This is a genomic window from Pandoraea sp. NPDC087047, assembly GCF_044745225.1.
In the GTDB taxonomy this organism is placed as follows: domain Bacteria; phylum Pseudomonadota; class Gammaproteobacteria; order Burkholderiales; family Burkholderiaceae; genus Pandoraea.
Genome location: NZ_JBIUZU010000001.1, coordinates 542,103 through 563,068 on the forward strand (window position 1 = coordinate 542,103; position 20,966 = coordinate 563,068).

16 protein-coding genes are annotated in these 20,966 nt (G+C 65.9%); 5 read left to right on the plus strand and 11 right to left on the minus strand.

Annotated elements, in window-relative coordinates:
• Positions 1–82: 82 nt before the first annotated feature.
• From ACIPHM_RS02280 to ACIPHM_RS02295, 4 genes are all read right to left on the minus strand, one after another.
• Entirely contained in the window at positions 83–3,961 is a 3,879-nt protein-coding gene (locus tag ACIPHM_RS02280; protein WP_400324132.1) for a cellulose synthase subunit BcsC-related outer membrane protein, read from the minus strand.
• Complete coding sequence (bcsZ, locus tag ACIPHM_RS02285; RefSeq protein ID WP_400324134.1) at positions 3,934–5,190, minus strand: cellulose synthase complex periplasmic endoglucanase BcsZ; 1,257 nt, start codon at positions 5,188–5,190, stop codon at positions 3,934–3,936. The genes ACIPHM_RS02280 and bcsZ overlap by 28 nt, the downstream gene beginning before the upstream one ends.
• A complete protein-coding gene (gene bcsB, locus ACIPHM_RS02290) occupies positions 5,191–7,554 on the minus strand; it encodes a cellulose biosynthesis cyclic di-GMP-binding regulatory protein BcsB (RefSeq protein ID WP_400324136.1) in 2,364 nt (787 codons plus the stop codon).
• Positions 7,555–7,861: 307 nt separating this feature from the next.
• Positions 7,862–8,056, minus strand: a complete 195-nt coding sequence (locus tag ACIPHM_RS02295; RefSeq protein WP_400324138.1) for a hypothetical protein — start codon at positions 8,054–8,056, stop codon at positions 7,862–7,864.
• Positions 8,057–8,212: 156 nt separating this feature from the next.
• On the opposite strand from ACIPHM_RS02295, the gene ACIPHM_RS02300 reads away from it, so the two are divergent.
• From ACIPHM_RS02300 to ACIPHM_RS02310, 3 genes are all read left to right on the plus strand, one after another.
• A complete protein-coding gene (locus ACIPHM_RS02300; RefSeq protein ID WP_400324140.1) occupies positions 8,213–8,863 on the plus strand; it encodes an HAD-IB family hydrolase in 651 nt (216 codons plus the stop codon).
• Positions 8,864–8,885: 22 nt separating this feature from the next.
• Positions 8,886–10,811, plus strand: coding sequence for an FUSC family protein (locus tag ACIPHM_RS02305; protein WP_400324141.1), 1,926 nt, complete (start codon positions 8,886–8,888; stop codon positions 10,809–10,811).
• A 262-nt stretch (positions 10,812–11,073) separates the two neighbouring features.
• The gene (locus tag ACIPHM_RS02310) at positions 11,074–12,234 is read left to right on the plus strand and encodes a methyltransferase (protein WP_400324143.1); all 1,161 of its coding nucleotides are present in this window, start codon (positions 11,074–11,076) and stop codon (positions 12,232–12,234) included.
• A 120-nt stretch (positions 12,235–12,354) separates the two neighbouring features.
• Here ACIPHM_RS02310 and ACIPHM_RS02315 read toward each other — a convergent pair whose 3' ends face one another.
• Complete coding sequence (locus ACIPHM_RS02315; protein ID WP_400324145.1) at positions 12,355–13,650, minus strand: TIGR03862 family flavoprotein; 1,296 nt, start codon at positions 13,648–13,650, stop codon at positions 12,355–12,357.
• A gap of 345 nt (positions 13,651–13,995) precedes the next feature.
• On the opposite strand from ACIPHM_RS02315, the gene ACIPHM_RS02320 reads away from it, so the two are divergent.
• The gene (locus tag ACIPHM_RS02320; RefSeq protein WP_400324147.1) at positions 13,996–14,745 is read left to right on the plus strand and encodes a class I SAM-dependent methyltransferase; all 750 of its coding nucleotides are present in this window, start codon (positions 13,996–13,998) and stop codon (positions 14,743–14,745) included.
• Between the two features lie 92 nt (positions 14,746–14,837).
• Here the strand turns inward: ACIPHM_RS02320 and ACIPHM_RS02325 are convergent, their stop codons facing one another.
• From ACIPHM_RS02325 to astD, 6 genes are all read right to left on the minus strand, one after another.
• Positions 14,838–15,029, minus strand: a complete 192-nt coding sequence (locus tag ACIPHM_RS02325) for a DUF2964 family protein (RefSeq protein WP_400324149.1) — start codon at positions 15,027–15,029, stop codon at positions 14,838–14,840.
• A 200-nt stretch (positions 15,030–15,229) separates the two neighbouring features.
• Positions 15,230–15,439, minus strand: a complete 210-nt coding sequence (locus tag ACIPHM_RS02330) for a DUF2964 family protein (protein ID WP_400324151.1) — start codon at positions 15,437–15,439, stop codon at positions 15,230–15,232.
• A gap of 206 nt (positions 15,440–15,645) precedes the next feature.
• The gene (locus ACIPHM_RS02335) at positions 15,646–15,939 is read right to left on the minus strand and encodes a DUF1488 domain-containing protein (protein ID WP_400324323.1); all 294 of its coding nucleotides are present in this window, start codon (positions 15,937–15,939) and stop codon (positions 15,646–15,648) included.
• 201 nt (positions 15,940–16,140) lie between these two features.
• Positions 16,141–16,707: an NADPH-dependent FMN reductase gene (locus tag ACIPHM_RS02340; RefSeq protein ID WP_400324153.1), complete on the minus strand. Its 567-nt coding sequence runs from the start codon at positions 16,705–16,707 to the stop codon at positions 16,141–16,143.
• Between the two features lie 69 nt (positions 16,708–16,776).
• Entirely contained in the window at positions 16,777–18,141 is a 1,365-nt protein-coding gene (gene astB, locus ACIPHM_RS02345) for an N-succinylarginine dihydrolase (RefSeq protein WP_400324155.1), read from the minus strand.
• Between the two features lie 79 nt (positions 18,142–18,220).
• Positions 18,221–19,702: a succinylglutamate-semialdehyde dehydrogenase gene (astD, locus tag ACIPHM_RS02350; RefSeq protein WP_400324157.1), complete on the minus strand. Its 1,482-nt coding sequence runs from the start codon at positions 19,700–19,702 to the stop codon at positions 18,221–18,223.
• A 199-nt stretch (positions 19,703–19,901) separates the two neighbouring features.
• Between astD and astE the strand changes: the two genes are divergently transcribed.
• Entirely contained in the window at positions 19,902–20,963 is a 1,062-nt protein-coding gene (astE, locus tag ACIPHM_RS02355) for a succinylglutamate desuccinylase (RefSeq protein ID WP_400324159.1), read from the plus strand.
• The last annotated feature ends 3 nt before the right edge of the window (positions 20,964–20,966 follow it).

Sequence of the window (20,966 nt, forward strand, 5' to 3'; positions counted from 1 at the left end):
GCGCGTTTCTACCGACATATCGCACGACACGCCCGGCAACGTCGGCGGTCACGAATTCGGAGTCGTTGCGAGCGCTCATATGTCAGTAACTCCAGATAGGACGCACCGGCGAAGGCGGCATCGGCACGTCACCGCGACGGGCGTCGAAGTGATAACGCATGTAGACGAGGAAGCGATTCGGCGCGTAGTAATCGGAGCGTTCGAACTGCACCTGCCCGCCGATCACCCAATGCCGGTTGACCCAGTATTCCGCCCGGCCCGCCACTGAGAAGCCCACGCCGAAACCGCCGCCCGAGCCGTAGGTCAGATTGCCGCTCGCAGCCTGCAACGCGTCACTCGTCGGGAAGTACGGCATCGACTTTTCCTGGCTTTGCGAGAACGACACCGAGCCGCGCAGGTAATACGACCAGCGTTGCGTGCGTCCGTACCATTCCAGCGGCAATGTCAGCGACACATACGTTTGCGGGCTGTAGTAGCCGCCGTGTCCGTATGTGTAATAGCGCTCGTTCTGCGCAAAGCTGTCGAAGAACAGCGTGAGGCCGGTGTTCAGGCGCATGTCGCGCCTGTAGATGAGCGGCAGGTCGACACCGGCGCGCGCCGACACCTCCGAGTTGTTCAGCACGTTCTCGCCTGTGAGACGTGCCACGCTCGCTTCCCCGAAGATGCCCCACTTCGCAAAATCGCGCGACGCGTGGAACGTGATCGCATCGCGCCGCACACCGCCCCATTTGCCGTCGCCGAACACCTCCGGCAGCGGCAGATACGCCCCGGCATACGACACCATGCTGCCGGTCATCGGGCGGCGCGACGCGTCGACCCAGTAGTGATAACGGCCGAGATTGCCGAACAGACGCACCCCGCCCGTCACATAGGAGATGGGGAAGCCGATAGGCGTGTGGCCAATGTCGGCACGGATCCAGTCGTTCTCGTAGCCGAGCATGAGCGCCTGCCCGTACGCCTTTTGGCGCTTCGTGCCGTAGTTGCTCTGCACGCCGGGGAAGGCGGCGCGCAAGGCCGGCACGTTCAGGAACGGCAAGGTGCCGAACTCGGACGTCCCGTTCAGCGGCAGATCGCCGGAGTCGGCACTGACGTAGTCCGTCTGCGCAAACACGTGGCCGTCGTACCCCACGGCGTATTGGCCGTACACGGGCACGGCGCGGGCATTGAACATCGAGATGCCGCCGTCGCCCTTCTTCTGGTCGATTTCGTAGCCCGCCGCCACATAGCTGTTGCGACGCGATTCCAACGAGTCGATGGCCGACTCGGCGGAGGTCATGCCGTCGTAGCCCGGTAGCGCGCCCTGCACGATCTCCTCCTTGCGCGCCTGGTCGTACCATCCCTTCGCTTCGTTGTAGTGACGCTGCGACTGCGCAATACGTCCGCGCTGCACGGTGACGGCCGAGGTATCGGGGAACTGCGTGCGCAGCCGGTCGTTCAGGGCAATCGCTTCTTCGTAACGCTCCATGGCCGTGAGACGGCGCACGGCGGCGAGTTGCGTCCAGACGTCGTCTGGCGACGCCTCGGCCAGCGCGCGGTCGAGCTCGCGGTTGGCGGCCTCGTCGTCCTGCATTTCGTAGAGCACGCGCACGAGCGACAGACGGGCGTCCTGATCCGTCGGGTCTTGTGCAATCTGATCTTGCGCGATCTTGCGGGCGTCGTCGAAACGGCGTTCGTCGAAATAGATGTCGCCGAGCGTCGACAGCGCGCGCTTGTCGGGCGGCGCGCGCGAAAGCAACGGCTCGAGCTTTTCCTGCGCGCTCCGGAAGTCGCCCAACGCACGGGCGCGGTCGGCCTGACGCAATGCAAGACGATCCTGCAAGTCCTGCCATTCGTCGCGCTGATCGGCGCCGAGGGTGGACGGGTCCATGCCCGCGAGGAAGGTGCCGAGTTCGGCGTCGCGCTCAGCCGTATTGAGCAGTTCGGCGTAGCGCAGTTGGGCGTCCGGCTGTGGCTTGCCGGCATGGGACGCGAGCCAGTCGCGCATGAGCGTCAGCCCCTGCGCCGGTTGTCCCGCCGACACGCGGGCACGGGCCACTTCGCCGATCAGTTCGGGATCGTCGCCGGCCATCGCCAGCGCTTCGCCATAGCGGCGCTCGCTCTCGTCGTCGTTGCCGGCGGCATGCGCTTCACGCGCCAGACGCGCCGAGTCGCGGATCGCGAGCGTCGTCTGCATGCGCCGGATCGACGGCGTGACGTTGGCCGCGGCAATCTGGGCGAGCGACGCGCGTGCGCCCGCTTCGTCGTCGATCACATTGAGGTAAATAGCCTGCGCGTAGAGCATTTGCGCGCGGTCGTCCGGCGCAAGCGGCTGGCGTATGCCTTCCGCCATGACGTCGCGGCCGATCTGCGGCAGGCGAAGTTTGCGGTAAAGGCTGGCGAGGGAGTAGCGCGTCCAGGCGTTCCCCGGATCGAGCGCCACGGCACGCTCCAGCGCCGCGAGCGCCGGACCATTGTGGCCTTCGGCGATGGCACGCTCGGCATCGTCGGACAAGGCAGCGGCCTCGGCCTTGTCGAAGCGCGCCCTGTCCTGCGGGAAGCGCCGGCGCAGATCGCCCAGCAGGTTCGCGAGTTCCGTGCGGCGTTGCTGGCGCGAGTAGAGCGTAATCATGCCGCGCAACGCCGTGTCGTTATCCGGCTCGATCTTCAGCGCCTGCTGGAAGAGCCGCTCGGCGTCGTCATCGCGCTTGTCTTGCAGCGCAATGTCACCGAGCAGCGCCAGTCCGTCGGGATTGTTCGGATCGCTGGCAAGCGCGCTGCGCACGAGTCGATCGGCGTCGGCCAGACGCCCCGCATCGCGGGCGTCGCGCGCGTCGGACATCGCGCCCCAGAATTGCGCCGTCCTGAGCAGGCCGCGCCATTTGCCCGCGTTATTCGGATCGCGACGCATAGCCTGCGCGAACAGTTCCTGCGCGCCCTTGTGATCGCCCTGACGCATCTTCACCAGCCCCAGCGAGCCGAGCAGTTCGCCGTCGTTGGGACGCTTGGCGCGCGCCGCATCGAGCGACTTCTCCGCCTCGTTCAGACGCCCCTGATCGAGCGCCTTGATACCCGCCTGCCGGGCCTTGTACGCGGGATCGTTGAGCATGCGCGCACGGGCGGCCTGCTGCGCGCCCAGCGTGTCGTAGGCCGCACGGATGTCGGCGTCGTTCGGCGCGAGGGCGAGATAGCGCTGGTAGAGCGGCAACCAGTCGAGGCTGCCGTCGGCCTTGGAGAGTCCCTTTTTCCAGAGCGGCAGCAAGGCGTTCAGATCGGCGTTCGGACGCGCGGCGAGTTCCGCCACCATGCGTGTGCCCGCCAGTCGGCTCGCGGGACGGTCGATCGTCAGTTCGGCGAGCGACTGCGACGCGCGCGTGTCCTCGGGCGACATCTTCGCCAAATTCGTCAGCCCCTGTTGCGCCGCGGGCCAGCCGTTGGTGGCATTGGCCTGCGCGCGGTAGTACTCCACCCCGAGTTCGCCCGTGGGCGCACCGTCGGGAAAAAGCGCCTTGTATTCGGCGAAGGCGGCATCGGCCTGTCCGCTGCGCTGGAGCAGACGCGCGCGGGCAATGCGGGACTTGTCGACGGTGTTGATGCGAATCACGTCGGCAAGCGCTTTCGTCGCGAGCGAATTCGGATAGCGCGAACGCAAGGTCTGCAACGCCTTGTTCGCCTGCTGCGGCTGGTTTTCTTCGATGTCGATCTGACCGAGCAGCGAGAGTACGTCCGGCTGGTCCGGCTGCACGAGCAACGCCTTTTCCAGCGCGGCACGCGCGAGATCGTTGCGGTGACGGGAACGCCAGAGCGCCGCGCTCGACAGCAAGTTGCTCACGTCGCGATTGATGGCAGGGGCGGCCGGGGCGGCGGGCGCAGGGGCGGCTGCGTTCGGCGCGGGGGCGGCACGCACTTGCCCCCCGCCCGCGGCCATCAGCAGGCACGTCATGCAGGCGGAGCGGATCAGCGTGTCGCGCACACTGCCTCCCATGGCACTTGCAGCGTGCCGTCGGCCGCAAAACGAAACCGCCCGTCCTGCCAGCCCAGACCGAACAGCGAGAGCACCGAACTGTAGTAGCCCGGTGGCGACTGGGCATCGAGCGAACGGGCGCGCTCGACCTGCCCTTGCGCGAGCGCCGTGTTGCCGGTGGATTGCAGCAGCGGAACGAGTGCCGCCGAAAAGCCGGCACCGCCGTCCTGCTTCGCGGTGCCATCGCGGGTGTTGACCCGCTCGGGCGGTGCGCCATGCGTCGCCACATACTTCAGCATGCCGCCGAACGTGTGCATCAAGGCGCGGAAATCGTCGCTACCCTGCGCGAGCATGCCGGCCCACAGATAAACGCGGATGGCGTTATAGCTCCCCTCGCCCTGCGTCTCCGGATCGATCTCGAAGCCCCGCCCCGCGTGATACATCGCCCATTCCGGCGCGAAGCCCAGTGGCGGCGCCGTCAACGTGATCTGCTTGAGCGACGCTCCGACGAGCGGCGCCCAGCCGCTGTCCGGAAAGCGTCCCGCGAGATACCGCACCACTTGCATCGGCACATAGCTGGGGTTGAGGCGCCACAAGTCCTTGGCGGGATGAAAGCCGACGGGCGCGGGCAACAACGTACGCCCGAGCCCGGGGACAAAATCGGTCTCCTCCGACGCAATGCGCCGCGCAACGAGCGCGCCGAGCGCGGTGTAACGCCGCACATTCCACAGCCGGCCGGCTTCACCGAGCGCGTAGGCAATCCACATGTCGGCGTCGCTCGCCGGGTTGCTGTCGAGCACCGCCCACTGACCGTCGTCCTTCTTGCCCCACAGCCACGCGGGCAGATGCGCCGTGAGGTCGCCCTGAGCAAGATTGTTGACGGTCCAGTCGAGCACCTTGTCAAAGGCCGCGCGGTCGTTGGCGATAACAGCAAACGTCAACGCATACGCCTGCCCTTCGGACACCGTGCGCAGATCGCTCGTGCTGTGATCGATTACACGGCCGTCGTCGCTCAGAAACCCGGCCTTGAAGCGGGTCCACTCGGGCCAGTCGACCGGCGGGCACGACCGTGCGGCGGAGGTCGGTGAGGTGGACGGGTTGGCAGCAGGCGGCGCAGCCGCACCCGGCCCCTTCGCTGGCGCACCATGCGCGGGTGGTGTCAGACTGGCGAGCATCGGCCCCGCGCCGCAGACGGCAAGCGCCTGCAGCACGGTCCGACGGCGCCGATCGCTGACATCGGCGCGTGCCATCTACTTCTGCAGCCGACGCGTCGCGCGGCGCTGCAACCAGCCGAAACACTTGAGCGCAATCGCGAACGCCGCCAGCAACGCAACGAGGCCGACCAGAATCGGATGACTCGAGAGGTGGTAACGAATGCGTGTCCACCAGTTCACGTCGCCCACGAAGTACGTCTGCCCCAGCCGGTACGAATCGGTACGCTCGCCGTTGACGACAGCCAGATCGCCGTGGATGGCGGCGCGCCGGATGTTGTCGTCCATGGCGTCGACCACGCTGAGCAACGCATCGCCGCTCGACGCATTGATCGCCACCACCGAGCGCGAACGGCTTACCGGCGACTCGAAGCCGACCAGCGCCGCGAGCGTCCCGCTGGACTGCGCATCCATGCGCGCCGGGCCGATGTTGCTCGCCGCCAGCGCCGAGCCCATGACGCCGTCGCCCCGATATGCTTGCGGCGCCGACGTCATGACACGACGCGTCTGATCGATGACGAGCGGCAAGTTCTTGCCCCACCTGGTCAGCAGACCCGCCGCCTCGTTCGTGCCGACAACCAGCAAGTCACGATCCTTGAAACGATCGGTCTGCGTCGTGTCGACCACCTCGAAGCGATCGGCATAGACGCCGGTCGAGCGGCCGAATTGGCCGAGCGCCGAGAATACCGTCTCCAGTTCGGCCTTGTCCGGCGACTTCGACACGACGACGGTCGTCTGCGAAAGATCGGCGTACTTCGTAAATGGAAAGCCGCTGCCGACGAAAAAACTCAGATTCGGCATTTCGGCGTAATGCGGCAGACCGCTGAAGTCGATGGTCGAGTCGGCATCGATGGCCGAGCGTGCGGCGTTGGTGATCGTCTGGCTGCACAAGCCTTCCTTGTGCGGCTCCATCGCGAACTGAAACGACAGCGAGTTGCGCGCGGCCACCTGGAACGCCGGAATGCGCACCTCCTTGCGGTCGGCCATCGTGCCGTCGGAGAGAAGCTCGACGAGCATATGGCTCTTGTCGGTGCTCGCCCCCGCCGGACGCAGACGATAGGCGCGCACGAACTGATCGTTGATCGCCACGCTCATCGACGAGTCGTCGGGCTTGACCGGCGGCGTATAGCGATACCTCAGATCCATCGGCACGCCCGTGTTTTCCCACGTCAGCAGGTCGGCCGGCAGATTGAGCTGGATGCGGATCGGCCACGGCATATAGCCGTTCGCTTGCAGATCGCTCGGATTGTCGATCAACTCGCCCAGTTTCACGGGACGGTCGGTGCGCACCCAGCGCGGTGCATCGTAGGCCGGGCGCGGTGGCAGCGGCGCGAGCGCCTCGATGCGTGTCGCATCGCCCGAGAGGGCGGCCCGGCCCGAGACCAGGGCGAGCGCAGCCGTCTCCAGATCCTTCGCGTCGCGCCCCTGCACGACAAGCAGCTTGAGCGACGGATCGTTCGGGTTCGAGACCATGCGCAGCGTGGGCGCCTCGACCTTCGGCACGTCGAGCCCGGGCACCATCGTATCGTTCGTGACGAACACAATGGCGTGCTTCGACGGCAGCGTATTCACACTGACCGGGAAGCGCGTGCGACGATAGTCGCCGATGGCACCTGCCCACGTCGCCACCACACCGGCCGCATGCACCACGTCAAGCGAGGGCTGCGCGCCGAACACGAACGGAATCGTCTGATCGCGGTTGTCGTGGCGGTCGAAGAACGGTGCGGGCAACGTCGACAGATCGTTGCGCAGCGCGAGCGGCTGGGTGCTCGTGACGATCTCGCTCAGCGGGCTGATGTCCATCCACAGACTGGAGTGCATCGGGTCTTCGCACTCCATCGTGTAATGACCGATGAGCACGAGCCGAACGCGATTGAAGCCCGAGAGCATGCGTGGATCGAGAGGAATCTCGCGAACGAGATTCTTGCCGCCGTCCTGCTTGTTGAACGGCAGCGTCGCGATCAATTCCTCGTTCAAATATATCTTGAGTTGCGAGAGATCCGGGATGAGCGCGGGCGAATAGGTGTAGCGCAGCCGGAGCAAGGCCGATGCCACGGACTGATCGAGGCGGATGCCGAAGTTGACGTCTGCGGTGCCCTCGGTGCCACGCAATCGAAGGCCGTCCGTCTGGCCCAACTGGGCAAACGTGACGGTCCGCTGACTGGTGCCCGGCGCGGCCGGGAGCGTGGCGACCGTGGTGCTGCTCGTGTCTGGGGAGACGGTGGCGCCGGAGGCTGGCTGAGGTGCCGTGGCAGTATCGGCTGGCGCCGGGGCCTTGCCTGTGCGGCTCGCCGTTGGCGCAGCGCCCGCGCGCATGACACCGCCGGGATCCATCGCTGCGGCAACCAGCAGGCAGAGAGTTGTGACCTTCGTGTAACGCGACCAAGACGCTCGAAGCTGCATATAAGATGCCTCATCTGTTCTTGCGCTGCATTCTCGCCACGTCGACACGAACGACGTCCCATTGCCCCGAAATCTCATCACGTCGTCATGCAATCCTAAGATTACCAAGGCCCGGCGGGACAGCGTTGTTCGTGTGTCTGGAAATGGCACGTTGCGCCATGCTAGCTTGCATCGATGCCAGTGAGCAAGTGAACTGTCGCCATCAGGTGTCGTGCAACAGGTAGATTGGCCGACCAGTTGACAGAGCAATTGCCCTGTGTGCGAAGCACCGTATAGAATGCCCGACATGAGCCAGAACGATTCCTCGTCAATCCTTGCCGGCCTGTCCGCCGAACAGGCGGGTGAGCATGCCGCCGCGCAAGCCGCCGACATGATGATCGAGCGTCGATACCCCTCGGACATCGACCGCTTGCGCGAAGCCGTCGGCACCGACGTGCTGCCGTTCTACCGGGACGAGCAGGCTATCGTCGCCAGCCAGCAGGCAAGCGAGCGCTGGCCGCATCTGGTAGCGGTCGCGAATTCGCGCGGCGCGCCTTCGATGCCCTCGACTTACTCTGCGTATTCGTCAAATGCTGCGCATGCGTCACGTTCGTCGAGTTCATCGTCTTCGACGCACTCGGCGCCTACGTCACCTTCTGTGCGTACAAACTGATTTGGCATGCGAGACGCCTCCATCGTCGCCGCCTTCGATTTCGACGGGACCCTTTCCACCACCGACAGCCTGCGCGTCTTCGTGCGCAGCACCGTTGGCACAGCGCGCTTCGTTGCGGGCGCAGTGATCGCGTCCCCGTGGCTGATCGGCGCGGCACTGCACCTCGTCGACCGGGGCAACGCCAAGGCGGCGTTCCTGCGCGCGACCTTGGGGGACCGCTCACGCGCTCAGCTCGAAGACGACGCCCAACGCTTCATCGCACAACGCCTGCCCGATCTGCTTCGCCCCGAGATGCTTGCGCGCGTGCGCCAGCACCGGGCGATGGGACATCGCATCGTGCTCGTAAGTGCGTCGCCCAGCCTGTATCTGCGACCCTGGGCGGCATCCGTCGGCTTCGAAGCCGTGCTCAGTACCGAGTTGGCCTTCGATGCGCAGGATCGTTTCCACGGCGAATTCGCCCAGCCGAATTGCTGGGGCCCGGAGAAAGTGAGACGTCTCGAAGCCTGGTGGGGCAATACGCCGCCACGGGTGCTCTTCGCCTATGGCGACAGTCGCGGCGACAAAGAGATGGCCGAGCGCGCCGATCATGCGTGGATTCGCGGCCAGGGCAAGCTCATGCCGCTGATGGACGCCGAAGCGCCTGAGCGTCTGTCGTGACCCGACCTGCGGCCCGGCGGCCATGACGACAACGCCTGAACCCAGCCGACGCGTTGCGTGGATGACGCGGCTCGCACGTCTGGAGCCCGTCGCGTTCTCCCGCTGGGACGCCATCCATGCAACGCTCAGCGTCGCCGTGCCCACCGCCATCGGTGCGGCCATCGGTTACGGCGCCGACGCCTCCCTCATCGCCCTTGGCGCACTGCCGGCCGTCACCGGTGACCGCACCGGCCCTTACCGCGCCCGTGCCCTCTCCATTCTGCTCACCATTGCCACAGGCGTGCTGGGCTTCCACGCAGGCATGCTGATTCAGGACGTCGGCGCAACGCACCCGTGGCTCGCCCACGTGCTGCTGCAAGTCGCGATTCTGTTGTTCAGCTTCATAGGGACGTTCGGCAACGTGGCGTCCGCCGCCACCTTGCAGGGCGCGGTCTACCTGATCGTCGGCTGGGGCCTCGCACTGCCGCCGCCGGAATGGCGCGCCCCGCTGCTGCTGGCCGCGGGCGGCGTCTTCAGCATGCTGCTCATGGCGGTGCACTGGCTGCGTCACCCCGGCGCAGCCGAGCGTGACGCCGTCGCCGCCATCTACCAGCAACTCGCCAACGTGCTCGACGCGAGCGGCACGCCGCGGGTGCGCCTCGCGCGACGCTCGCTGGAAAACGCGATTGCGTCGGCTTACGACACCCTATTGACGGCGCGCGCGAGCACGACCAGCGGCTGGGCGGTGCTGGAGCGCCGGGCGGCGCAGATTCTTGCGGCGGAGCCCATCACCTCGGCCGTCATCGGTCTGGCGCACGGCGGACAACCGGTGCCGGGCGCGTTGGGCAAAGCCCTGTACGGCGTGGCCCGCAGCATCGAGCGAGATCGGCCCGTCGACATCGAGGCGGCCGCGACGGCGGCCAAAGACAATCAGGCGCCCACGCTTGCAGCCGCCCTGCATCGTGCCGCGCCGCTGCTGAGCGGGACCGTGCATGCGGCAGAAGCACCGCTGATCGCGCTGGCGCGCCATCAGGCCCGCGCGAGCACCCATCCGCGCTGGATGCCGAAGTGGCCATGGCCCGACGTCTGGCGCTATCTCGTGCGCATCGGCTTGTGTCTGCTCGTCGCGCAAATCTTCATCGCCGTCACCGCGTTGCCTCGTTCGTATTGGGTGCCGCTGATCGTCGTAGTCATCTTCAAGCCGAACTACGGCTCCGTGTTCGCGCGCGCCTTGCAGAGTGGCGTGGGCAGTATCGTGGGCGTGGCCGTCTCGGCGGCGGTCGTCGCCATCGACCGTAACGGCTGGTTCAATCTCCTCACGCTGATCCCGCTGGCGGCCTGCCTGCCGTGGGCCTTGCGGCGGAACTACGGGCTGTTCAGTGCCCTGCTGTTGCCGATCCTGATGTTGGTGATGGGCGCATTGCAGCCGGGCAATCAGGACATCGCACTGGCGCGCTTCGTCGACGCCGTGGCGGCATGCGCCATCGTGTTGCTGGTGGGCTATCTGCCGTGGGCGAAGTGGGAGCGGCGTCAACTGGACGAGCGTGTCGCCAATGCTGTTGATGCCCTGGGCCGCTACGCAGCCCTGGCCGACACACACGACAGCGATGCCGCGTTTGCAGCGCGGCGTGCGGCGTACAAAGCCTTGGACGATACCCGGATCGCGTTGCAGCGCGCACTGTCCGAGCCTCCGCTGGTGAGTCGCCGGGCGGCGCGTTGGTGGCCTGCGCTGGTCTCGCTGGAGCGTGTGGCGAATGCCATCACGGATACCGTCCCGCATGGCGACGACCATGACGCGCCGGTGCACCCCGGTGCCGCCATTCTGACGCACATGGCGGCGGCACTTCGGCACGGCGGTCCCGTGCCGGTGTTGCCCGAGGGGCCGGTGGCAGGCGTCGATCCGGTACTCGATGGCGCGTTACGCGAGGCCATCGGCATGCTCTTCAGCACGCCAGGCAAAACGGTCTGAGAGCGGTCTGAACAGGGCCTAATCGGCTCCTAAGTGACTCCCAAGCAGCTCCCAAGCGGGGCGATTACGGCCGAAGACCCGCCAACGCAGGCATAATGCGGGCTTACGGTGCACCGTACAGGCAGTGAAGACGACGGACCGGGCCCCCTTTCCGAATCGACTCGGGTTGATGTCCGAGAGCGGAAAGGGGCCTCGGTCCGTCTCGTCTTGGCCTCCCGGCAAGACTTTCAGGTGCACCGCCACGCCATTCAGAAGACAAAGCATGAACACTACCCCGACGCTAGCCTGGACCGAAGACGGTCGCCCCGTCACCGCCCGCTGGCGCTCAGAAGCAGGCGTCGCCGCGCCGCGGCGCGTTGAAGTCGTCGACGACACCGTCACGGCGGACGAGGCCTATCACCTCGCCTGCGGCGGCACCGCCCTGCTCTACCGTGGCGACTACCAGAATGCCCGCCAGTTGATGCAAGCGATGGCGCGCCGCGTCGATCGCCCGCCGCATCGTCCGCGTCGCAAGCCGACGGCCAAGGATGCGCCAGCACCGAGCCCGGCAGACGCCTTCCATAAGCACCGCATGGCGCAGGCACAACGTGCGCGCATTCTCGGCATGGTGCTGATCCCGCTTGACGCCGACTACGGCATTGCGCTGCGTCGCGCACCGAACGTGCGCGACGCCTGCTCGGAAGCCTGGGGCGCGCCGGACGATGTCGCATCCGTCGCCTCGCTGCGTGAAATCCTCGGTCTGATCGGCGCGCATGAATGGCGCAAGAAAGGGGTAATCGTCCCGGCGCTCAGCGCATCCATTCACCCGTGGTACGGCGTGTTCTCGCCGGTGCGCGGCGAGTATCTGCAACTCATCGATCAGGCGCCGCTGCCCGCCACCTCCCTGGCATTCGATGTCGGTACGGGCACGGGTGTGATCGCCGCGCTGCTCGCCCGTCGAGGCGTGCAGCAAGTCGTTGGCACAGAGCGGGACGCCCGTGCGCTGGCGTGCGCGCGCGAGAACATCGCGCGTCTCGGTTACGAGCGCGCCGTGAAAATCGTCGACGCCGATCTGTTCCCCGAAGGCCGTGCACCGCTGATCGTGTGCAACCCGCCGTGGCTGCCGGCGAAGGCCAACGCGCCCATCGAGCACGCGATCTACGATCCGGACAGCCAGATGCTCAAGGGCTTCCTGAACGGACTGGCAGCGCACCTGAGCCCTGGCGGCGAAGGCTGGCTGATTCTGTCGGATCTGGCCGAGCACCTCGGCCTGCGCACGCGCGAGACGCTGCTGTCGTGGATTCACGGCGCGGGACTGGTCGTGCTGGCGCGTCACGATGTGCGTCCGAACCACCCGAAGGCCGGCGACGCCAACGATCCGTTGCACGTCGCGCGTCGCGCCGAAGTGACGTCGCTCTGGCGTCTGGGTGTTCGTCCGGCGTAAGGTGGGGGCGGTTGATCCGCCGCCCAAGTCAGCGCTGAAATCAGCACAGAAGTGAGAAGTGAGTGACGTCCGACGGCTCTGCGCCGTCGGATGATGCCGCGTCGGCGGCATCGATTCGGTTCAGCCCAGCGCCCGCAGATAAGCCGCGACGCCATCGCCCGCCACGCATGCGCTGGCCAAGCAAGCGGTGAGCAGATACCCGCCCGTTGGCGCCTCCCAGTCGAGCATCTCCCCCGCACAGAACACGCCGGGCAACACCTTCACCATCAGGTGCGCATCGAGCGCCTCAAGCGACACTCCGCCCGCACTGCTGATCACCTCCGCAATCGGACGCGTGCGCAGCAACGTCAACGGCAAGCGCTTGATCCCGGCCGCGAGCGCCGCCGGATCGTCGAACGTTTCGCGCGGCAGACACTCGCGCAACAGCGCCGCCTTCACGCCAGCAATCCCCAGACGGCTTTGCAGATGGCTCGCCATCGAGCGCGAACCGCGCGGACGTGCCACTTCCGCCACTACGCGCTCCGGCGCCCAGTCCGGCAGCAGATCGAGATAGACCTGCGTGCAGTTGTTCGCACGGATCGCGTCGCGGATCGGCGCGCACATGGCGTACACGAGACTGCCTTCGATGCCGTGCTCGGAAATCACAAACTCGCCCTGCCGCGTGGTGCCGTCCGGCAATGTCATCGTGACCGGCTTCACCGGATGGCCCGCGAACCGCTCCCGCATGTGCGGCGTCCAGTCCGTCTCGAATCCCGCGTTCGCGGGCAGCAGCGGCGCGACACTCACCCCATGCTCACGCAGCGACGGCACCCACGCCGCGTCGGAACCGAGTTGCGGCCAACTGGCGCCGCCCAGCGTCAGCACCACCGCTTTCGCCTGTACCTGGCGCTCGCCAGCCGGCGTCGCGAAGCGCAGATTGCCCGGGCTCGCCGGCATGTCGTCGTCCCACCCCAACCAGCGATGCCGCACATGCAGACGTACCCCCGAGGCACGTAGCCGCGAGAGCCACGCACGCAGCAATGGCGCAGCCTTCATGTCGACAGGAAAGACACGGCCGGAGGTGCCCACGAACGTATCGACGCCCAGCCGATGCGCCCACGAGCGCACGTCGTCGGCGCTGAAGCGGCGCAGCCACTGGCCCACTGCGTCCGCCCGCTCGCCGTAGCGAGCCACGAACGGCGCGGCCGGTTCGCTGTGCGTGAGGTTCATACCGCCCTTGCCCGCCATCAGGAACTTGCGTCCGACGGACGGCATGGCGTCGTACACGTCGACACGCCAGCCCGCGCCGGACAACACTTCCGCCGCCATCAGACCGGCAGGCCCCGCCCCGATCACGGCGACATCGATGAGGTCGGCCGGCGCGGAGCTCGGGTTTGGGTCGTCAGACGGAAAATGTGTGGCGCTCGATGAGGTCATGCTGGGAGGCAATGTCGCGAAATAACGATGGCCGCTCAACACCCGCCGAACCCCTCGGTACGGAGGCTGACGCGCGTTGACTAGCGCTAACCGGGGCTGATCGGTGCTTGCAAGCGGCGAAGGCCGTCATTGTCCCACATCGGTGGCAGGCAGACACTCGATTCTCCCAGGGACCAGGCCGGGGGATGGCGCACGGTACGTTGTCCACCATCGTAGACAAATCCGGGGCGCTTCCGGCGCTTTGGCGTAACTTCGGCGTAACTTTGGCGTTACAATCGCTCCCCCGCATTTTTCATCCGCCCTTGCGCCATCGTTGTCGCTTGGGCCGTCATCCTGGAGTCGCGCATGTCGTCAACCGAACCAGCGTCGATGGGACGCACCGCCTACGCAAGTTTCGCCGAACGCTACGCCGAGATTGCCGTCACCAAGCCGCACAACGCGCTTTACGAGCGACCTGCCACGCGCCAATTGTTGGGGGACGTTGCCGGTCTGCACGTGCTCGACGCGGGTTGCGGTCCGGGTATCAATAGTGCGTGGCTCGTCGAGCAAGGCGCGACGGTGCAAGGCATCGACGTCACGCCCGAGATGATCGCGCTCGCGCGGCAGCGCTGCCACGGCATGAACGCCGCGTTCGACGTACAGGATCTCGGCACCTCGTTCGTCACGCTGGCCGACGACCGTTTCGATGCCATCGTCAGCGCCCTGGCCCTCGATTACGTGGAAGATCTCGGGCCGACGTTTCGCGAGTTCGCTCGCGTGGCCAAGCCCGGCGCGACGCTCGTCTGGTCGATGGGCCACCCGATGCGCGACTGGCTGGACGAGCGCACCCGGCGCAACCGGACTTACTTCGAGATCACGCGCTTCGGCATGTACTGGAGCGGCTTCGGCGAGCCCAAGCCGTATGTGGAGTCGTACCGCCGCCCGCTCGCGGGCATTCTGAATGCCGCCGCCGACGCGGGCTGGCAACTCGAACAGATGGTCGAGCCGCTGCCGTTACCGGAAATGAAGGCCGTCAGCCCGCGGCTTTACGACGAATTGTCCCAGGCGCCCGCCTTCATGTGCCTGCGGGCGCGACTGAACAAGTCTGCGCGCTGAACGCGATACGCGACGTGCCGGGCCTCGGGCCGCAACTTACGGCGCGAACACAGCGCTGGCCAGGGCTCGATCAAGCCCCCATCACAACGCGCTCACGACTCGTCGCGCGCCCCCCACGGGATAAGCATGGTGGCCGTGCAGGTTGCGCCGAGCAGCACGGCGGCCACGCCGTAGCGCGACACCTCCGGCAGGTTGAACAGCAGACCGTGAATGGTGGCGAAAATGCCTCCCAACATCACGAACGCGGCGATGGAGGCAATGAAGACGCGGCTATCGGAACACATACGTCACCTCACAACGAGACCACGCCCGTTGCGAAGCGAATGATGGGATCGAGAGAATCGACGAGGCTCGCGGCGCGTTCACGCCGGGCCGCGCGATCTTCGGATAGCTTCGACGGCGTCCCTCGATTTCAGTGTAGGACGCCCTGCGCCAAAGGGTTAGCCGCTAACGAAGGGGCCGGAGGCGTTCGGAACCACCGATGTCACGACTTGGTTTTGGTATCGGCCGCCTCATCTCGCGGCCATGGCGTCAGCATCACGACGATGAACAAGATACCGAACAGCACCGTGACCACGCCGCCGTGCATGACGTGCGATTGGTCGTACAGCAGACCGTGGATAGTGGCGAATGCCCCGCCCAACGTCATGAAGGCCGCGATCGAGGCGATAACGACGCGAAATTCCGAGCCCATGGCGACTCCTTATAGTTATCGGCAATGATGCCGCTGGCGTAACTTCTTTAGCGGCAACACCAGTGTACGCCGATCCCTACAGCTCGCCTATTGAGTCGTATGCCTAACCATCCAGACGTTGACCCGCATCAATAGCAGTGCAATATCCACCCCATCAGGACCCTGCCAGCGCCGTCTGAAAACGCACGCCTAGGGGCAGCCGCCGATCAACGGCGGGCCTCATGGCGCTGCGCCCAGCGGAAGTGCCCGCTGCGCAGCAGCACCGGGCCCGGCAAGCCCATCGACAGATATTCGCGCGTCAGCGCCTCGATACGGCTGCGACCGTGCTCGAAAGCGTGCAGCAGGTCGTCTGCCTCGGCCGAGTGCGCGTGGAAATGCGATTCCAGTGCTTCGGCCGATACGGCGCAATCGATCGGCCGGCCATTGACGACAACCGCGAACTCGATCGTCAGCTCTTCATAATTGAACATGGGACGGTGATCCGGAAACTCGATTTGCATGGCGGCACCCCCGGGTTGACGAAAGGACACGATCGACGTGTCGACCGACACGTTCCATCCAGCATAGTGCATCGCCGGAGATTCCGTGAATCGCGTCACATATCGGTTCGTCAACCTTGATTGGGGAAGGTTCCGATCACCTCCCAAGCAATAAACCACATTAAAAAATCATCACAACCCAATGATTTATAAAAATTTATATCAACCATCTCGCTTGCATTCGTTCAGAAACGCGACGAAGCCTGCGACAAAATCCGCCAGTTGCTGGCGCACGGCGTCGTCCTGAAGGTTTCCATCGGCATCAATGACCTTGTTGGCACGAGAAACCATCAGGCGGCCCTGCCACCACGGGGTCGTTTGCAAGGTGTGCAGCACCGGCAGCCACGCGTTCTGACTGAGAATCGTGCCGAAGCCACCGGGCGATGCGCCCATGATCGCCACCGGCTTGCCTCGGAAGACCCGTGCGCTATCTGCGGGTGGACGCGATAGCCAATCGATCGCATTCTTGAAGACGCCCGGCATGCCGTTGTTGTACTCCGGGGTGGCCAGCAACAGGCCGTCGGCCTGGGCGATGGCGTCCTTCAATGAGGTGACGGCTGCGGGAATGCCGTCGCTCGCCTCCACGTCGCCGTCGTATAGCGGAATGCCGTGCAGCGTCCGCAAATCGAGTGTGACGCCTGCGGGCGCCACCGCCTTCGCCGCCGTCAGTAACGCCGTGTTGTAAGAGCCCTTGCGCAGGCTGCCGGACAAACCAATGATCGTCGTCATCGAATCGACTCCTTCCGTTTCGGTTCATGTTGCTGCGGCTGCTTCTGATCGAACATCGCGACGGCGCGGCTATTGCACGTCGCGCTGGAACGGGTAAAGGCTGCCCAGTCCGAGCAACCGGGTGAGCTCGTCGAGGGCGGCACGGCACTCGTCGAGCAATGCCGGGTCCGCCAGATCGCCAACCGCCAGTTGGTCGCGATAGTGACGCTTCACCCAATCGGTCAACGTGGCGTAACGCGCGTCGTCGATCCACACGCCGGCATGGGTCGCCTCGCGCTCTTCGGGCGTGAGCACCACGCGCAGACGCAGGCACGCCGGGCCGCCGCCGTTACGCATGCTCTCGCGCAAATCGAACACATGCAGCTCGCGAATCGGTCCGCCGCTGGCCACCAGCGACTCCAGATAGCGCCACACGGCCGGACGCTCCCGGCACTCCTGCGGCACGACCAGCCGCATGCCCCCGCCCGCCTCCGCCGCACGCGACAGCAACTGACTGTTGAAGAGGTAACTGCCGACGGTGTCCTCAATCGAAACGTCGTCGGGCGAGACTTCGACGACGTCAAGTTGCGTTCCTCTGGCCGCCAGCCGCTCGCGCAAGGTCGATAGCACCGCCGCCTGATCGACGAACGCCTGTGCGTGGCAGAACAGTACGTTGCCGTTACCTACGGCGATGACGTCGTTGTGGAAGACACCGGCATCGATGGCGTCCGGATGTTGCTGCGCAAATACGACGTCGGCGTCGCTCAGTCCGTGGCGCCGCGCAATCGCCTGACTCGCCTGCAACGTCTGACGGGCCGGGAAGCGGCGCGGCGCCGGCGCGCTCGCGAGATCGTCTCGTCCGTAGACAAAAAACTCGACCCCTCGCTCACCGTATGCCCCACAAAGCCGCGTGTGGTTGGCCGCGCCCTCGTCGCCCAGCGACGGCCAGCCCGGCAAGGCGTCGTGATGCGCAAAGCGTGCCTCGTCCGCAAACACCGTGCGCAGCACGCGCGAGGTCGTTTCGTGCTCGATAGCGCGATGCAACTTGCTGCAAAGATTCGCCGCCGTGAAATGCACCCGCCCGTCGCGCGTGTCTGCCGACGGGCTGACGGTCGCGGCATTGGCCGTCCACATGCTCGCCGCAGAAGACGCGGTACCGAGCAGTTCCGGGGCCATACGCGCGGCCTCGCGAATGACGGTCCGGTCGTCTCCCGAAAAACCGAGCGTGCGCAACAACGCAACCGACGGACGCTCCTGCGGCGGCAATACGCCCTGAGCGTAGCCGAGATCGGCCAGCGCCTTCATCTTCGCCAGACCTTGCAACGCCGCCTCACGCGGGTTCGATACGCGGTTGGCGTTATTCGCCGAGGCGACGTTACCGAACGACAACCCTGCGTAGTTGTGCGTGGGGCCGACCAATCCGTCGAAGTTGGCTTCGAAGGCAAAGCGCGTCATGTCAATTCCTGAAAAAAGCAAAAAACCAGTGTGAAAAACGGAAATTCTGCGAGCCGCGATGTGCGGCCTTCTGCTGCGATCAAGCCGTGCCGAAGTCCAATCCGGGACCGAGGCGCTCGGGCATCACCACGCGCGCCGCCTCCATCGACGCTATCGGGTAGGCGCAGTAGTCCGCGGCGTACCAGGCGCTGGGACGGTGGTTGCCGGACTCGCCCACGCCACCGAACGGCGCCGCCCCGGCCGCGCCCGTCGTCGGTCGATTCCAATTGACGACGCCCGCACGAATGCCGGCAAGAAACTGTTCGTAGCGCGCCGGATCGTCGGACAGCAGCCCGGCGGCCAATCCGTAGCGGGTTCGATTCGCGAGTTCGATGGCCTCGTCGAACGTGTCGTAACGAAGCACTTGCAGCAATGGGCCGAAGTACTCCTCGTCGGGCAAGACGCCGCGCGCGGCGAGTGCCGTCACATCGATCAAGCCGGGCGTGAGCAACGCCGAGCGACCATCCGGTTGCGACAACGCCAGGATCATGCGAGCGCCGAGCGCCATCAGATCGGCCTGCGCAGCCGTCATGCGACGCGCCGCCTGCAAGGACACGACAGCACCCATGAACGGTTGTGGCTCGGCGTCGTAGCGCCCGACGCTGATGCGTTGTGTGACGTAGGTCAGGCGCGCGATGAACGCGTCGCCCTGTGGGCCTTGCGGCACCAGCAGACGCCGGGCGCAGGTGCAGCGCTGGCCGGCAGACAGGAACGCGGACTGGACGGCCACGTGAACGGCGGCGTCGACGTCCGAGGGCGCGTCGACGATCAGCGGATTGTTGCCGCCCATCTCGAGCGCGAGGATCTTGTCCGGCCTTCCGGCAAATTGTTGATGCAGCGCGCGGCCCGTGGCGGAACTGCCGGTGAAGCACACGCCGTCGATGTCCTCATGCGCGGCGAGGGCTGCGCCGGTATCGCGTGCGCCTTGCACCAGATTGAGCACGCCCGGCGGCAAGCCGGCGTCGATCCAGCATTGCAGCGTGCGCTCGGCCACGCCGGGGGCAAGTTCGCTCGGTTTGAAAACGACGGTATTGCCCGCGAGCAACGCCGGCACAATGTGCCCGTTGGGGAGGTGCCCCGGAAAGTTGTACGGGCCGAAGACAGCCATCACGCCATGCGCGCGATGACGCACCACGCTCTGGCCGTCCGCGACAGGACTGCGCCGCTCGCCGGTGCGCTCCTGATAAGCCTTCGCCGAGTTGAAGACCTTGGCAGACATGGTCGCCACTTCGGTGCGCGCTTCCCACAGCGGTTTGCCGGTCTCGCGGCCGATGGCGTCGGCCAGCGTCTCGGTTTTCGCGCTGACGATGGCCGCAAAACGCTGCAAGACGGCAAGACGTTCGTCGAACGCGAGCCGCGCCCAGTCGCGTTGCGCGCGCCGCGCCGCCTGAACGGCCGCGGCGACTTCGCCGGCGTTGGCCGCACGGCCATGCCAGACGACATCGCCCGACATGGGATCGAGAGAGCGGAATTGCGCCCCGTTGGCGGTACGCCAGGCACCTTCGATGTACAGATCGGTCATGGACGGCTATCCCGGGGGCCACGCCCGATAAAGCGGCGTGCGATGCGGATCATGATGACACGGATTCGACAGCCGGAACAATGCGCGCACGTTGATCGCCCCCGCAAACCCTTGTCAACCGGGGGTCTGCGACGTCATATGACTGTCATGACGCGCGCACGCATAGAATACGAAATCGATTCTCCTGAGATTGCTTATCATGACCGAGGCCCATCGTTCGGCCCTGCGCCACTGGCTTAGCGACGTACGCGAAGCGCGTGACTACATTCACGGCGAAGGCATCGACCCCTGCGGCGTACGCTGGAAACGGCACGCAGAAGGCGTGCTTGAACTGACACCCGCAGACATGACCGATGGCGCGAGCAATGCCCTCGACGCAAAAGCGGCACAGCCGGGCCATCGCTTCGACGCCATCCTCTCGTGCGGTGTTCACGGCGACGAGACAGCCCCCATCGAAATCGTCGACGGCATTTTGCGTGACATCGCCGACGGCCGTCTGACGCTGCGAGAGCGCGTGCTCGTCGTGCTCGGCAACCCGGACGCCGTGCGTGCCGGCAAACGCTATCTCGAGTACGACCTGAACCGGCTGTTCCAGGGCGCGCACGCCAAGCGCGCCGAATCGCCTGCCGTGCAACGCGCTCGCGAGCTCGAAGTGATCGTGGCGCAGTTCTTTGCGGGCGTGGATGGCATACGTCGTCAGCGTCGTCACATCGACATGCACACGGCCATCCGCGCGTCGCTCTTCACGCGATTTGCGGTCGTTCCCGGCACGACGCAGCATCCTCCCGGCAACACGTGGTACGAGGCGCTCGCCGCCGCCGATATCGAAGCGATCATGCGCACCGAGCAACCCTCCGTCACGTTCTCTTATTACACGTGCGCGCGGTTCGGCGCCGAGAGTTGCACGCTCGAACTCGGCAAGGTCGCGCCGTTTGGCGAAAACCATCTCACGGATTTTGCGGGGATCGACGCCGCACTGCGCCGCTGGCTGTCGGGCGGCGAGATGAGCGCGCGCGAGGACGGGCAGGTGCTGCACGCAAAGCGCTTTCGCGTGGCCGCAGAGATCGTACGCCGCACCGACGCCTTCGTTCTGGATGTGAGTGCCGATACGCCCAATTTCACGCCGTACGCAGCGGGCACCGTGCTGGCGCGCGACGGCGAGAATACGTACACGGTGTCGCATCCGGAAGAACGCATCGTGTTCCCGAATCCGAATGTCGCCAACGGCTTGCGGGCAGGGGTCATGGTCGTGCCGGAATGATGA

Bases quoted from the DNA above. Each gene is read 5' to 3' on its own strand.
- ACIPHM_RS02280 (WP_400324132.1), bottom strand. From the start codon at position 3,961: ATGGGAGGCAGTGTGCGCGACACGCTGATCCGCTCCGCCTGCATGACG.
- bcsZ (WP_400324134.1), bottom strand. From the start codon at position 5,190: ATGGCACGCGCCGATGTCAGCGATCGGCGCCGTCGGACCGTGCTGCAG.
- bcsB (WP_400324136.1), bottom strand. From the start codon at position 7,554: ATGCAGCTTCGAGCGTCTTGGTCGCGTTACACGAAGGTCACAACTCTC.
- ACIPHM_RS02295 (WP_400324138.1), bottom strand. From the start codon at position 8,056: ATGCGGCCAGCGCTCGCTTGCCTGCTGGCTGGCGACGATAGCCTGCTC.
- ACIPHM_RS02300 (WP_400324140.1), top strand. From the start codon at position 8,213: ATGCGAGACGCCTCCATCGTCGCCGCCTTCGATTTCGACGGGACCCTT.
- ACIPHM_RS02305 (WP_400324141.1), top strand. From the start codon at position 8,886: ATGACGACAACGCCTGAACCCAGCCGACGCGTTGCGTGGATGACGCGG.
- ACIPHM_RS02310 (WP_400324143.1), top strand. From the start codon at position 11,074: ATGAACACTACCCCGACGCTAGCCTGGACCGAAGACGGTCGCCCCGTC.
- ACIPHM_RS02315 (WP_400324145.1), bottom strand. From the start codon at position 13,650: ATGACCTCATCGAGCGCCACACATTTTCCGTCTGACGACCCAAACCCG.
- ACIPHM_RS02320 (WP_400324147.1), top strand. From the start codon at position 13,996: ATGTCGTCAACCGAACCAGCGTCGATGGGACGCACCGCCTACGCAAGT.
- ACIPHM_RS02325 (WP_400324149.1), bottom strand. From the start codon at position 15,029: ATGTGTTCCGATAGCCGCGTCTTCATTGCCTCCATCGCCGCGTTCGTG.
- ACIPHM_RS02330 (WP_400324151.1), bottom strand. From the start codon at position 15,439: ATGGGCTCGGAATTTCGCGTCGTTATCGCCTCGATCGCGGCCTTCATG.
- ACIPHM_RS02335 (WP_400324323.1), bottom strand. From the start codon at position 15,939: ATGCAAATCGAGTTTCCGGATCACCGTCCCATGTTCAATTATGAAGAG.
- ACIPHM_RS02340 (WP_400324153.1), bottom strand. From the start codon at position 16,707: ATGACGACGATCATTGGTTTGTCCGGCAGCCTGCGCAAGGGCTCTTAC.
- astB (WP_400324155.1), bottom strand. From the start codon at position 18,141: ATGACGCGCTTTGCCTTCGAAGCCAACTTCGACGGATTGGTCGGCCCC.
- astD (WP_400324157.1), bottom strand. From the start codon at position 19,702: ATGACCGATCTGTACATCGAAGGTGCCTGGCGTACCGCCAACGGGGCG.
- astE (WP_400324159.1), top strand. From the start codon at position 19,902: ATGACCGAGGCCCATCGTTCGGCCCTGCGCCACTGGCTTAGCGACGTA.